Origin of the sequence: Mucilaginibacter sediminis (genome assembly GCF_051903035.1) — a bacterium.
GTDB lineage: Bacteria > Bacteroidota > Bacteroidia > Sphingobacteriales > Sphingobacteriaceae > Mucilaginibacter.
In genome coordinates, this window is record NZ_CP170602.1 from 6,532,417 (window position 1) to 6,545,171 (window position 12,755).

The following is a 12,755-nucleotide window of genomic DNA, read 5'->3' on the forward strand; positions in this document are numbered from 1 at the left end:
TTATGGCGGCAAAAGTAGCAATAACAGGTGTTAAAAAACGTTAAGTTGTAATTTTTGACTTTGACTTGATTAGAATATCATTAGTCATAATAGTAACAATCCTAAATATTCCTTATCCTATTACATATAATCAATTATGAAAGCAACCGCCTTATTATCAACCCTGCTCATCATCCTGTTTTTTTCGGCATGTAACTCTACACCTTCGAAAGATATTGCTACACCGAAGACCGATATGCCCGAACCGTTAAAGGACGATAAATCAGACTTTAGCATGAAGAGGATGCCTTCAGGTTCGTTAATGGATGAGATTTATGACGACTTAGCAAAAAAAGACCCGCAACTTCAAAAGCTGGAAGAGCAGCTAACTCATTTTAACGGTGGCATAGCTGATAGTTTGAAGGCGTTTAACAATTATGCTGCAAAATCAGACGGATACTATTTTTCTGCAAACGAATCGTTAACGGCTATAAAAGATACCGTGCTGCGGGTGCAGCTTAGTGCATTAATAGCCGAGAGCAAATTGAAATACATGGAAAAAATAAGCAGGTTTACCAGTTTAAAAGCGCACATTGATAGCAATCAGATAAAAATGGACGACTATCATGCTGTGCTGAAAATAGTTGCAACCTTGCCCATTATTGAAAAGTATCAGGACAAAAACATGCCCGATATTACCAGTACGGCCAACCTGGCCAACGAGGCGCAACATCTACGGGTTAAAACAATGCAGCTGGCAAGGAAGTATCAAAAAAAGAGTAATTAAACTCTATTTGGATGTTGCCTGGTATCATATAATCTCAGAATTACAATTTTATCGGCTTTTATTCTGTAATATATTTTCAGTCTTTTGTGCGCAACAAAAAAACGCATTGGTTTTCTGGTGTTTGAAAGCCTTCCGAGTTCGGGAAAGTTTTGAAGGACCTTAACAAAGTCTATTGTGAGGTTTTTAAACCGAATAACTGCTGCTTCCCCGAAGTCTTGAAGTATATAGTCGAGAATAGTATCAAAATCAAATTCAGCTTCTTTAGTAAAAACTACTTCAAGGGCCATTGTTTGTATTTTGCTTCTATAACAGATAGCGGGATTAAATTATCTTCATCTTCACTTGATTCATAAGCATCCAAAAGCTCTTGTTGTTGCTTTGGAGATAATGACTCCCAGTCTGAATTATCGACATTTATGTGTTGACTAATAATATCATAAAATTGCGATAGCAATTCCGGATCATTTATTTGATCTATTAGACTGTGGAAATCTGATTTTAATTCGGCAAGTTTCATATTCATAAATTTAAAAAGAAAAAAAGACAATTACCATCACAATTTCACCCCTCTTAAAAAATCCTCGATACCCATCCGTTTTTTGCCTTCCAGCTGTATGTCTTTTACACTAATAAAACCGCCTTTGGCGGCAAACTTTAAAAATGTTTTACCATCGGTAAGGAAACCGCCTGGCTGTATTGCCGGTTCATCAATCAAAAGTTCTGAAGCGTAAATTTTTAATAATTTACCGTTCAAGTCCGTATAGGCGGTAGGGATGGGGCTTAGGCCACGAATTTTGTTGTATACGGCTTCGGCCGGTTGCAGCCAATCAATCTTACAATCTTCCTTAAATATTTTAGGGGCATGTTTAAGCTCTTCGCCGGTTAACAGCTGTACTTGCGGATGCTCATGATAACGGCCGCTTTCAACCGCCTTTACTGTTTTTACCAGCAGACCCGCGCCTTTGTTCATCAGCCGGTCGTGTAAGTCGCCGGCAGTTTCGGTTCCGGTTAGGGTTATTTTTTCGGTGAACAATACATCGCCGGTATCAATTTCATGTTTCAGGAAAAAAGTAGTTACACCGCTTTCCTTTTCGCCATTGATAATTGCCCAGTTGATAGGTGCCGCGCCACGGTATTGTGGCAACAACGAAGCATGAAGATTGATGGTACCTTTGGCGGGCATCGTCCAAACAGCTTCTGGTAACATCCTGAAGGCTACAACCACCTGTAAATCTGCCTTAAGGGCTTTAAGCTCGGCTAAAAAATCGGGGTTTTTTAGTTTTTCGGGTTGTAATACTTTTAAACCATTGGCTACTGCATACTGTTTCACTGCCGATTCGTTTAGTTTTTGCCCACGCCCAGCGGGTTTATCGGGAGCGGTAACAACGCCAACAATATCGCTGCCGGCCTTTATTAATGCATCAAGCGATGCAACTGCAAAATCGGGGGTGCCCATAAATACAATTCTCATGGTATATGCTGTTTTATTTGCTTCGTTTATTAATTGTACAATAAGTACTTGCTACGTGTTATGTTAAATTGCTTTAAACCTGGTTCCCAACTTGCGCGAATCTCGTTCTCGGTTTTGCCATCTGCAATCTGCTTCTGCAATTCTTTACCGCCGGCTAACTTGTTAAAGTAGGCATTAAAAAAATGCTCTTTATCCGGGAAAGCTTTGTAAAGCTCAATAAGCCACGATAAGTTAATATGCCCCATGGCGCGTATTTGGTTCGGCGTGTAATTTTTAAGGTCGACGCCGAAGCATTGTTTATCTTTTTGCGGAGGGTTCTCGCTCATACCGGGGATGCCAACAGGAGTAAAGGAAAAAGGATAAATGCCCTTTAACAGGGGGTGTCCCAACAAAAGGAACGGGAAATAAGTGCCCCTGCCCAGGCTAAATGTTGTGCCTTCAAACAAGCAGGTGCTGGGGTAAATTAAAATAGACTGTTCTGTATTTAAATTGGGCGATGGGTTTACAGGCAGCTTATAAGGCATATTGTGGCTGTAATTGGCCACTTTTATAATTTTTAGTTTGCATTGCACGCCGTTTTTTAGCCAGTGTTCGCCGTTTATCATTTGTGCATACTCGCCAATGGTCATGCCATGGCTTATAGGGATGGGGTGCATGCCCACAAAGGAGTGGTAAGCGGTATCCAGTATGGGGCCATCAACCATATAGCCATTGGGGTTTGGCCTGTCCAGTATCATCAGTTCAATGTTGTTTTCGGCACAGGCCTCCATTACATAATGCAGGGTTGATATATAGGTGTAAAATCTTGCGCCAACATCCTGTATATCAAATATTATCAGGTTTATATCCTTTAGGTCTTCGCCCGTGGGCTTGTAATGTTTATTACCATAAAGAGAGATTACGGGCAAGCCTGTTTTGGTATCTATAGCATCGTTTACCACAGCTCCATTGCTGGCATTGCCACGAAAGCCGTGTTCGGGGCCAAATACCTTTTTAATGCTGATGCCACGTTTTAGTAAACTATCAACACTGGGTGTAAGGTTTTTGCCAATAACAGAAGTTTGATTAACAACCATCCCGATATTTTTTCCCTTAAGATAGTCAATATACAGCGGAATTTGATCGGCACCGGTCAATATTTCTGTATTATTTTTTTTATCGTTTTTTTCTTTTTTTAGATGGCTTTTAGAATATGGAGCCGGATTGGCGCAGGCGGTATATACACTTAGTAATGCTATTAAAGCGCTTTGTAAAAAAACAGGTGTAATCTTCATAAAATATTGTTTTGAAACAATTTAAAAAGTAGCAGGTTTAATAGCAAAACCGCATATTTGCGAAGGTACTAAAAATCATTCTGCATTGAGTTTCGCCTCCTTTATATCCGCCCGTATAACATTCAAGTCAAAGCGTACATTTTCAAAGCTAATTGTACGTATTGCCATTATTGGTATTATGCTTGGTTTGGGCGTAATGATATTATCATTGGCCATTGTAAAAGGATTTAAACACGAGATACGCGAAAAAGTTCGTGGTTTTGCCGGCGATATACGCGTCATTAAGTTCGACCTGAACAGTTCATACGAGAGTTCGCCTATTGTTGAAGATGCTGGTTTTATTGCGCGGATGCGTAAAAGTCCGCTGATTACCCATGTAATGCCAACGGCCACCAAACCCGGAATTATTAAAGCCAATAACGAAATTGAAGGCGTGGTACTAAAGGGTGTTGATAAAACGTACGACTGGACCTACTTTAAAAAAATGATGGTTGCCGGTGATGTAATCGACTTTAAAGACTCTGTTGAAGTCCAAAAAGAGATCATGCTATCGCAGCAAACCGCCAACCGGTTAAAGCTACAGGTAGGCGATAAGCTGCTGATGTATTTTGTGCAGGAGCCATTGCGTAAGCGACAATTTAAAATAAAAGGCATTTTTAATATCGGGGTAGAGGAGGTTGACAAAACATTTGTAATAGGTTCTTTATCATTAATAAACCGCCTGAACGATTGGAAACCCGGCGAAATAGGGCAATATGAATTACGCGTAGCTGACTTTGACCAGGTGGATTTTGCGGCAGATCAACTGGACCAGGTTTTACCGGTAAGGTTAAAATCGCGGACGGTAATAGAAGATTATCCTAACATATTTGAGTGGTTGAAATTATTGGATGTAAATTCGGTAGTGATGCTTGTACTGATGGTTATTGTGGCGGTTATCAACATGATATCGGCCCTGCTGATCATGATTTTAGAACGCACCGCCATGATTGGTATGTTTAAAGCCATGGGGGCATCAAACTGGAACATCCGGAAAATATTTTTATACAATGCCACTTATTTGATAGGCCTCGGCCTGTTGTTGGGCAACGCGCTTGGGCTTGGCCTGGGTTATTTTCAGCAACAAACCCACTTTTTTAAACTCGACCAGGCATCGTATTATATGACCTTCGTACCCGTACAATTTGGATTATGGGATGTATTGCTGCTTAACCTGGGCACATTGATAATTTGCTTGCTGGTGCTTATTGTTCCATCGATGCTCGTGAGCCGGATTTCGCCGGTGAAGGCAATAAGGTTTAAGTAAAGTAGTTAAATTTCCTGTAGATACAGATATTCGCCATCTTTTTGAGCAAAGACATAGTTATTCCAAAAGTTGTCGTCGTCCATGGTGCAGGAGGAATCGAGATAATTTTCATTATCCCAATTGGTTATTTGTTTTAAATCCCTAATAATTGCTGTGCCGTAGTAAATAGAGAAGTCGAAATTCTCTGGCTCAAAATAGACCCACTTGTAATATTTTCGTTTTGCACTATCAAATACGAAATAATGCAATAGCCAGTTATCAGCAGAATTTGAAACCATACAACAAAATAGTGTGCACTGTTTCTGTTCAGGGAAAATCATCGTAAAAGTGATACCCGAACCGGCTATATACCGATATTGGTCAGGAAGTTCAATCCGTATACGATCAAAAAAAGGTAATATCAAATCCTCGTTAAAATAATACCTCCACGCTTGATTTACTTTTTCTTTTTTTCCCTTTTTTAGCGATGCAACCAAGTACGGGGCATCTTTAAACTCTTCCATTCCCACATCTTTATAAGATGCAGTTTCGAATGTTTGCTTGAGATAATCGAGCGTTTCGTATGGTTTGAATAAAGTTTGCTGCCAAAAGTCAGGATAATCCGGTTCTTTAGACAAATTCGCCTTAATTCCATCTTGATTAACCAAATCGCCATAAAAGCAAAGCGTTTTTAAAATAAACCATTGTTCCTGATAAAGCATACACAAAAAAGTTATGGAAAAATATTGGTAAATACCTTCTTCGATAAGTTTTTGAGACGATTTGTTTGTGTAGGATGTCCGGTCAAAATTATAGTCCTTTCCTAATTCCTGATTATAATTTTTAGAGGTGTGCCATCCTATTTGTTCATGCAAATATTCAAACTCATCATAATCGATGGTACTTATGTCAACAAGAGTTGCCGCGTAAAACTTATCTTTTTCAGGATTAAATACCCCGCCAAAATATCCTACTAATAATTGTTCATCAACTCTTGGTTGCAAGATAGCTTCAATATCGTTGTTATAATCAAACATAAGTGATTTAGATCTCGACTAAATATATAGATTATAATCAGGATTGGTGTAATGTTTAACCATCGATGGAATATAGGTTATCGCCTTTTTACCTTTTTCCTCCCGAAAAATTAAACTTCAAATTTAAACCGCCTGCTCCAAACTTTATCTGTTGTGCGCCCATTCCCTGGAGGGGGTATTTCAAAAACGGCTCGATAATTAAGCGGTTTTTGCCTAAGGCTGTACCTACACCTACCGATATATTCAGTGTTCTGGCAAAATAAAAGCCATTGAAACTTTGTCGGTTTGTTTCTTCGGATGTTTGCTGGGTTGCGCCGCTTAACAACGAACTATGGGGGATACCATAACTGGTAGTATAAGCTTCATTAATAAATGTACCCGAACTTAAACCAGCCGAAAAATAAGCATCTGTTTTTTCGGGGTTAAACTCGTATTTTAAATTGATAGGCACATCAAGCCCTACCAAACTGGCATTATAATTTTTAAACACCGGGAACGACGAAGCAGGCACCAGCTTGTTATCCTGTGCTGCAACAGCAAATGTTACTGCGCTGGCTGCGCTTGCGGTTGGCGGTACGTTGCTGTTGTACTTCAGCGTATTTTGCGCCAGGGCAACCCCGGTAGATAGTTTGAGGTTTTTGCTAAGCCTGATATCGGATGTAAAACCAGCCCCGGCATTTACCTGGTTGGCGCTCCCTTTGGCATAGTTAAAAAAGGTGGCCGCGTAAATGCCAAATTTTACCTTTTTATCGTCTGTAGCTTTGTCTTTTGCCTTTGGAGTTTGCAAATTATCGGCAGCAAGCATTGTAGCCATGGCATTGGCCGATGATGGCCTGGCCTGCGTTGGCTGCTGGCTTGCCGCATGGGGTGTTACATTAGTTGTAGTAGCTTTGGTAGCTGGTGCAATAACCGGATTTGCTGCATATTGCTGCTTGCCTGCATCAGTAACAACGGTTTTAGCACTATCTGCTTTAGCGCCTGGTGTGGCTACAATAAGGGGTTGTTTATTGCCAGCAGTAGGCTGTTGGGCCGCAAATGGATTAACCGTGCTGTTAATACTGCTATTTTGATTAGCCTGTGGCTGTTTAACCGCAGGAGCATTTACAGGTATTTGGGTTGATGGCCTGAAAACTGCCGCACTGTTTTGGTTAACAGCAGCAGCATTTACAGCCGGGTTGTTCATTGCCGGCTTTTTACGTGGATTGTTCTGATTTTGGGCAATATTGTTTTGGGCTGATATTGTGGTATCAACAGAATTACTATTACCTGCACCCGTATTAGCTGCTATGTGGCTAACGGTATCAATCTGTACGGCTTGTTGATGCCGGGTATTTTGCTTAACCGGTTTTATAACAGCGGTATTAGTAGTGTTTGCTTTTTGTTTGTTGTTAAGCATCCATACACCAATGGCTAAAAATAGCAGCAGGCCGGCTGCGGTGCTTGCCCACCACAGCCAAACCATAGGGCGCTTCTTCTCCCCCTCAGGAAATTTTTCCCTGAGCAGCAGCCAGCCCTCATCGGCGGTGGTGTCTTCGTAATGATCAAACACCTCCCTGATGCGGTTCTTTAAGTCGTTATCCAACTGATCATCCATGGTTTTGTGCTTCTTGCCTTAATATTTTTCTTAATCGTTCTTTAGCCCTGCTCAAATAAACGCGCGATGAGCTTGCCGGGATAGCTAACATATTGCCAATTTCATCATGATTATAACCATCTATTTCGTACATGTTAAAAATGGTAAGCTGTATGGCAGGCAGCTCATTCATCATCTTTAATATGTCTTGTGCATTTAAATTATCAACCGTACCCATATTACTGCTTATGGGCGCGGCATTATCCAACTCAACATTTAACTGGAATTTCAAGTCCTTGCGGCGACGGTCGATAGCGGTATTCACTACAATTGTACGTAGCCAGGCTTTAAAGGGTTTATCTGTATTGTAATTATGCACGGCGTTAAATACTTTTATAAATGCATCATTTACAGCCTCCAAAGCGTCGTCGCGGTTAAGGCTGTAACGCAGGCTAATACCCATGGCGTAGCCATAAAACTGCTTATACAGCATTTCCTGGTATTTAAGGCTGCCTTTTTTGCATTGGCTGATAATTTCTTCTTCAGTAATGCCTTTGGGTGGATGCATTAAGTGTGTTTAATTCCGCTTAAATATTGTGTTGTTTTTTATGTATTTACGCAATAAACAACCCTGTTGATACAAATAAAAAAGATTTTCCTATTAACGCCATATGCAGGTATCAATAGTTATCGCTAATTATTAAATCAGGTGAGCCCGACTTACCAAAAAAGCCGCCACCAAAATATGGGCGACGGCATTTCAGTTAAAAACAATAATAATTAGTTTGCAGTTTTTACAAGGTCATAACGGCCTATAGTATCCGGGCTGGTAGATGAGCTTGCACGTAACATTTTAAAGTTGGTGCCGTCGTAAATATATTGGTAAACGCCTACCAAATGATTTTTAAGCCGTGGTACGCCCGATTTAAAAGTGCTATCATTAAACTGGATGTAATAACCGTCAAAAGCAAAAGTACCGTGACTGCCAGCATGTTTTACAGTAGTATCTGCTGTTACGGCGAAGTGATAGTTACTGGTCATTTTCAACACTATCGAATCTTTCAAGGTATCATATTTACCGGTCGAGTTTTTAGTTAATAGTCTGAACTGACCGTTAAAAGTTCCTACCGGTGCAGATACTACAACTGATGTTCCTGAGTTTTTGGCGCAGGCTGCAAGTAAGGTTAACAACAGGGGGAGTAAGTAAAATAAATTACGCTTCATATTTTTGGTATTTGTAGTCATTACGAATATAAGCATATAAACGCTACAGCCGGCTGCGAAATTTTTATAGTTTTTTTGCTTCGTTCCAAAAAATGTCCATTTCGGCAAGGCTCATATCCTGAAGCTGCTTGCCATGTTCTTTGGCTTTTAACTCCAGGTATTGAAAACGTTTTATAAATTTCTGGTTTGTTTTCTCAAGCGCGTTCTCGGGGTTAATATTAATAAAGCGGGCATAATTAATAAGCGAGAACAACAAGTCGCCAAATTCACCCTCGGCTTTTTCATGGTCGATGGTGGTTTCGTCTTCGGCGTTAAACTCATTTTTAAATTCCTGCATTTCCTCTTCCACTTTGGCCCATACCTGGTTTTTCTCCTCCCAGTCAAAACCCACGCCCCGGGCTTTTTCCTGTATCCGCGATGCCTTTACCAATGCGGGCAGGGAGGACGGTACACCGCCCAAAACAGATTTATTACCCTCTTTTAGCTTAATTTGCTCCCAGTTACGTTTTACGTCTTCTTCATTCTGTACCTCAACATCGCCATAAATATGCGGATGCCGGTTTATCAGTTTGTCGCAAACCCCGTTTAATACATCTGTGATGTCGAAATCATTAGTTTCCGACGCTATTTTAGAATAGAAAACAAGGTGTAGCATAATATCGCCCAGTTCTTTTTTAATTTCCTGCATGTCATCGCCCAAAATAGCATCGCTCAGCTCGTAGGTTTCTTCAATAGTCAGGTGCCTGAGGCTTTCAAGTGTTTGCTTTTTATCCCAGGGGCAATTGGCCCGCAGGTCGTCCATTATAATAAGCAGGCGTTGAAAAGCAATAGTTGCGGTAGGTGCAGTTTCGGGGGCTTTTAAAGGCATAATATGGTGCGGTATTTTTTGCAAAGGTATGATAACATCTTTAATGCAAACTTATCCCGGTATTAATTTAAAGGTAATATTAATTAACTTTATTGGCCAACTCATAACTGTAAAACCATGATCAAGAAAATCTACCTGCCTTTATTTTTTTTAATGCTGATAATTGAATGTTGCCAGGCCCAGCAACTGATGCAAACTACGCCGCAAAACAGTACGCTTGAACAGCCGCAGCCATTTTTATTTACTATTAATACTTTAAACCCATCTGGCCGAAACTGGAGCGTAAATTATTCGGGCGGTTATGGCGAGCACACTGTTACACCATTGGGCTTTGATGGTGTTGACCAAAATATATCTGCAAAGGGCTATTTAGGGTCAAAATTTACGTTTTTGGCCACTTTAGGTACCGGTTTTAGCAACAATGGAAGCGTACATACTTTGGAGCAGGCCGAATTGCTGCGCGATTTTATAGGTGGTAACCAGCCCATGGGTTTCCGTATAGGAGCAGGCCTGGGTTTCAGGCATGAGTTTAATAATGATAACGTGGCATTTAGCCGGATAACCGCCGCTTATGATGTTATGCGGTGGAAGATAGGGGCCAACGTACGGTTAGAAAGAGCTTTCGCTACCAACCGCGATGGTCTTGATATTGTTACAAGCGTTGGTGTACACAGACACATTACCGGCCGGTTTTTTGGTGGCTTTGAGGCAGTAGGGCAGGATTTGGAAGGTTTTTGGGAAACGGATGAAGCCGAAGGCGGCGCCCGGTTAATGGTAGGCCCGTCTATAAACTATGCACCAACAAATTCGCGTTTCGCGTTTACTCTTTGCGGAGGGCCTATTATATATGCAACAAGGAGCGCCAACACCCAGGGCCAGTTTGCTGCTTACCGCGAGTTGCCAACGAATAATGGTTTTACCCTGAAATTTAACGTCGGTTTCCGGTTTATGTAAGCTGGTAGTGTTGTGTCATCGATAAAGTTACGGATAGTCTTTCGCCCAAAGTCTTAAGTCCCAGGTCAAAAAAAATCAACTTTGGACTTACGACTTAGTACTGTTGACTTAACAGTAGTACTTTAAAGTTTTATTGCCCGCAGCATTTCGCGCTTGCCTGCGGCGCCCGAAACTTTTTGTATGCTAAAACCAAGCGCTTTAAGCATCCGTTTAAGGTTGCCGGTTATGGCGTAGGTAACAAATACACCGCCGGGCTTTACAAAGCCCTCAACATGGCTAATGGCTTGTTGTTCCCACATTTCGGGCTGGCGGGATGCTGCAAATGCATCAAAATAAACAATGTCATATTGCCGGCCTGATTGAAAATCCAACAATTTGCAGTTGGCTATTTGTAGCAGGCAATTGTTGTTAATGTTTACGGAGCCAGTCAAAGCCCCCGGATAATGTTTTAAGTACGACGCCCACAACTCGGCAGGGATATAATCGTTATAACCGGTTTGCCCCATCATCTGGGCTGCAAGCGGGTATGCTTCAATGCCGGTATAGTTAAGGTTGATGTGGTTAATTGTGCAAGCATCTGCGCTCAACAAAAAATTGAGCCCGGTGCCAAAACCAACTTCTAAGATGCTTACTTCCTTTGTATTATTTTGATCAAGGAAATAGTTAAGTCCTGCGTTTACAAATACATGCAGACTTTCCTGCAGCGCCCCGTTGCGCGAATGGTAAAGCTCACCTACTTCGGCGTTGTAAATGGTTTTTGAACCATCGGCGGTTGTAACTATTTTTAGTTCATGGTTCATGATTGATAGTTCATAGTTGATGGATCATAGTTCATGGCTTATCGATCATGGTTCATGGGTTGACGGTTTGTTAATCAATTGGGCAAGAAGCTTATCCTGCTAACGGGGCTGCGTTCGCCATGAACAATGATCTATGAACCATGAACATTTTTAGCAAATTCCGTCACAACTTCGCCCAGGTCATAAACAGGCACTTCGCTTATGGTGCCTGCTATAATACTTGTTGCAGCAGCCGAGCGGTAACCCGCCGCGCAGTGCACAACAATTGGCTTATCTGCAGGTATTTCATCAATACGTTCCCGCAGTTCGGGAAGAGGGATATTGATGGCATGTTTAAATATTTTACCCTCATTTACTTCGTTGGTATTCCTGACATCTATGATGGTATAGTTTTCGGGCCGGGCCTTAAAATCTTTAAGATCCAGATCGGGGAGGTTTTCAATAATGTTTTGGGGCGATAGCTGTATAGCCATGATGTTGCTTTCATAACCTATTTTGGCAGCTTTTTTTACCAATAAATCGGCAGTATCGTCATCTTCTGCAACAAGGTAAAATTTTTCGTCGGGCTGCAGTATCGAGCCTAACCAGGTTTCAAACTTGTCGCCATCCTGCAGGTTGATAGCGCCCGGAATGTGGCCGGCACTGAAAAGCGTTTTAGGCCGGCTATCTATAATGGCGATTTTTTCCTGCAATTGAATATCGGCCTCAAATTTTACGATGTTATCAATACTTTGTTGAAATTTAGCAGCACCGGTTTTATTCAATTCTACATCGTAACCAAAGTATTTTGGTATAAATGGCTGGTCGGCCATGAGGGTTTTGATGAAGGTTGCCTCGTCCATCAGTTGCAAGGCGTAATTTTCCTGTATTTCGCGGCCGATAGTACTTTGCAGGTCGGGGCTCATATTTTTGCCACAAAGTGAGCCCGGGCCATGCGCCGGATAAACTATAACGTTTTTGGGCAGGGTCATGAGCTTGTGGCGGGTGCTCAGGTACATTTGTTTGGCCAGTTCTTCTTTTTTGGCAGTAATGTTGCCCACATTTTCGCGCAGATCGGGGCGGCCAACGTCACCAACAAATAAGGTATCGCCGGTAAAAACGGCTGTTTCTTTACCCTCTTCGTCTACCAGTAAAATACAAATAGAATCGGGGGAGTGGCCGGGGGTATTGATAGCTTTTAGCTTCACATCATTCAGCTGAATAACGTCGCCATCGTCGAAGGTTTCATGGGGGTAGGTGGCGCCGGTAAGCTTGCTGCAATAAATAACGGCATCAGTAACCTGGTGAATTTCCAGGTGCGAACTCACAAAATCGGCATGGGGGTGGGTTTCAATAACGCCCACTATATCGGCATTGTGCTGGGCCGCAAGGGAATAATATGGCAAAGGATCGCGCGCCGGATCAATAAGGATCATTTTGCCTGTGCGAATAACGGCGTACGATGCATGCGCCAAACCTTTGTCGTAGAACTGCTGGATAATCATAACAGCCGCAAAGATAACT

Annotated in this window: 14 protein-coding genes; 3 read left to right on the forward strand and 11 right to left on the reverse strand. The window is 41.7% G+C overall.

Annotated elements, in window-relative coordinates; translation table 11 throughout:
- Nucleotides 1-136: 136 nt before the first annotated feature.
- Entirely contained in the window at nt 137-766 is a 630-nt protein-coding gene (locus ACFGVS_RS27140; protein ID WP_439696353.1) for a hypothetical protein, read from the forward strand.
- On the opposite strand, the gene ACFGVS_RS27145 is transcribed toward ACFGVS_RS27140, so the two are convergent.
- The 4 genes from ACFGVS_RS27145 to ACFGVS_RS27160 are packed head-to-tail and all read right to left on the reverse strand — an operon-like array spanning nt 763 to nt 3,511.
- Entirely contained in the window at nt 763-1,053 is a 291-nt protein-coding gene (locus tag ACFGVS_RS27145; RefSeq protein WP_439696354.1) for a type II toxin-antitoxin system RelE/ParE family toxin, read from the reverse strand. The two genes, ACFGVS_RS27140 and ACFGVS_RS27145, sit on opposite strands and share 4 nt — an antisense overlap.
- Nucleotides 1,038-1,283: a hypothetical protein gene (locus ACFGVS_RS27150; RefSeq protein WP_439696355.1), complete on the reverse strand. Its 246-nt coding sequence runs from the start codon at nt 1,281-1,283 to the stop codon at nt 1,038-1,040. The genes ACFGVS_RS27145 and ACFGVS_RS27150 overlap by 16 nt, the downstream gene beginning before the upstream one ends.
- A 36-nt stretch (nt 1,284-1,319) precedes the next feature.
- Nucleotides 1,320-2,237: a methionyl-tRNA formyltransferase gene (gene fmt, locus ACFGVS_RS27155; protein WP_439696356.1), complete on the reverse strand. Its 918-nt coding sequence runs from the start codon at nt 2,235-2,237 to the stop codon at nt 1,320-1,322.
- A gap of 29 nt (nt 2,238-2,266) precedes the next feature.
- Nucleotides 2,267-3,511, reverse strand: a complete 1,245-nt coding sequence (locus tag ACFGVS_RS27160) for an exo-beta-N-acetylmuramidase NamZ family protein (protein WP_439696357.1) — start codon at nt 3,509-3,511, stop codon at nt 2,267-2,269.
- An 85-nt stretch (nt 3,512-3,596) separates the two neighbouring features.
- Here ACFGVS_RS27160 and ACFGVS_RS27165 point away from each other — a divergent pair, with 85 nt between their 5' ends.
- Nucleotides 3,597-4,817, forward strand: a complete 1,221-nt coding sequence (locus tag ACFGVS_RS27165; protein WP_439696358.1) for an ABC transporter permease — start codon at nt 3,597-3,599, stop codon at nt 4,815-4,817.
- A gap of 5 nt (nt 4,818-4,822) precedes the next feature.
- On the opposite strand, the gene ACFGVS_RS27170 is transcribed toward ACFGVS_RS27165, so the two are convergent.
- The 5 genes from ACFGVS_RS27170 to mazG form a co-directional block, all read right to left on the reverse strand.
- Entirely contained in the window at nt 4,823-5,833 is a 1,011-nt protein-coding gene (locus tag ACFGVS_RS27170) for a hypothetical protein (RefSeq protein WP_439696359.1), read from the reverse strand.
- 88 nt (nt 5,834-5,921) lie between these two features.
- Nucleotides 5,922-7,427: a hypothetical protein gene (locus ACFGVS_RS27175; RefSeq protein ID WP_439696360.1), complete on the reverse strand. Its 1,506-nt coding sequence runs from the start codon at nt 7,425-7,427 to the stop codon at nt 5,922-5,924.
- Nucleotides 7,420-7,974, reverse strand: a complete 555-nt coding sequence (locus tag ACFGVS_RS27180) for an RNA polymerase sigma factor (RefSeq protein ID WP_090652815.1) — start codon at nt 7,972-7,974, stop codon at nt 7,420-7,422. The genes ACFGVS_RS27175 and ACFGVS_RS27180 overlap by 8 nt, the downstream gene beginning before the upstream one ends.
- 212 nt (nt 7,975-8,186) lie before the next feature.
- The gene (locus ACFGVS_RS27185; protein ID WP_439696361.1) at nt 8,187-8,630 is read right to left on the reverse strand and encodes a hypothetical protein; all 444 of its coding nucleotides are present in this window, start codon (nt 8,628-8,630) and stop codon (nt 8,187-8,189) included.
- Nucleotides 8,631-8,694: 64 nt separating this feature from the next.
- Nucleotides 8,695-9,498: a nucleoside triphosphate pyrophosphohydrolase gene (gene mazG, locus ACFGVS_RS27190; RefSeq protein ID WP_090652817.1), complete on the reverse strand. Its 804-nt coding sequence runs from the start codon at nt 9,496-9,498 to the stop codon at nt 8,695-8,697.
- 117 nt (nt 9,499-9,615) lie between these two features.
- Between mazG and ACFGVS_RS27195 the strand changes: the two genes are divergently transcribed.
- Entirely contained in the window at nt 9,616-10,452 is an 837-nt protein-coding gene (locus ACFGVS_RS27195) for a hypothetical protein (RefSeq protein ID WP_439696362.1), read from the forward strand.
- Between the two features lie 122 nt (nt 10,453-10,574).
- On the opposite strand, the gene mnmD is transcribed toward ACFGVS_RS27195, so the two are convergent.
- Both mnmD and ACFGVS_RS27205 read right to left on the reverse strand, forming a co-directional pair.
- The gene (gene mnmD / locus ACFGVS_RS27200; RefSeq protein WP_439696363.1) at nt 10,575-11,252 is read right to left on the reverse strand and encodes a tRNA (5-methylaminomethyl-2-thiouridine)(34)-methyltransferase MnmD; all 678 of its coding nucleotides are present in this window, start codon (nt 11,250-11,252) and stop codon (nt 10,575-10,577) included.
- A 131-nt stretch (nt 11,253-11,383) separates the two neighbouring features.
- A complete protein-coding gene (locus ACFGVS_RS27205) occupies nt 11,384-12,736 on the reverse strand; it encodes an MBL fold metallo-hydrolase (RefSeq protein ID WP_439696364.1) in 1,353 nt (450 codons plus the stop codon).
- Between the last annotated feature and the right edge of the window lie 19 nt (nt 12,737-12,755).

Excerpts from the sequence above, each read along its gene's own strand:
- ACFGVS_RS27160 (WP_439696357.1), bottom strand. The coding sequence starts at position 3,511 with ATGAAGATTACACCTGTTTTTTTACAAAGCGCTTTAATAGCATTACTA.
- mazG (WP_090652817.1), bottom strand. The coding sequence starts at position 9,498 with ATGCCTTTAAAAGCCCCCGAAACTGCACCTACCGCAACTATTGCTTTT.
- ACFGVS_RS27180 (WP_090652815.1), bottom strand. The coding sequence starts at position 7,974 with ATGCATCCACCCAAAGGCATTACTGAAGAAGAAATTATCAGCCAATGC.
- fmt (WP_439696356.1), bottom strand. The coding sequence starts at position 2,237 with ATGAGAATTGTATTTATGGGCACCCCCGATTTTGCAGTTGCATCGCTT.
- ACFGVS_RS27185 (WP_439696361.1), bottom strand. The coding sequence starts at position 8,630 with ATGAAGCGTAATTTATTTTACTTACTCCCCCTGTTGTTAACCTTACTT.
- mnmD (WP_439696363.1), bottom strand. The coding sequence starts at position 11,252 with ATGAACCATGAACTAAAAATAGTTACAACCGCCGATGGTTCAAAAACC.
- ACFGVS_RS27175 (WP_439696360.1), bottom strand. The coding sequence starts at position 7,427 with ATGGATGATCAGTTGGATAACGACTTAAAGAACCGCATCAGGGAGGTG.
- ACFGVS_RS27195 (WP_439696362.1), top strand. The coding sequence starts at position 9,616 with ATGATCAAGAAAATCTACCTGCCTTTATTTTTTTTAATGCTGATAATT.
- ACFGVS_RS27170 (WP_439696359.1), bottom strand. The coding sequence starts at position 5,833 with ATGTTTGATTATAACAACGATATTGAAGCTATCTTGCAACCAAGAGTT.
- ACFGVS_RS27145 (WP_439696354.1), bottom strand. The coding sequence starts at position 1,053 with ATGGCCCTTGAAGTAGTTTTTACTAAAGAAGCTGAATTTGATTTTGAT.
- ACFGVS_RS27140 (WP_439696353.1), top strand. The coding sequence starts at position 137 with ATGAAAGCAACCGCCTTATTATCAACCCTGCTCATCATCCTGTTTTTT.
- ACFGVS_RS27205 (WP_439696364.1), bottom strand. The coding sequence starts at position 12,736 with ATGATTATCCAGCAGTTCTACGACAAAGGTTTGGCGCATGCATCGTAC.
- ACFGVS_RS27150 (WP_439696355.1), bottom strand. The coding sequence starts at position 1,283 with ATGAAACTTGCCGAATTAAAATCAGATTTCCACAGTCTAATAGATCAA.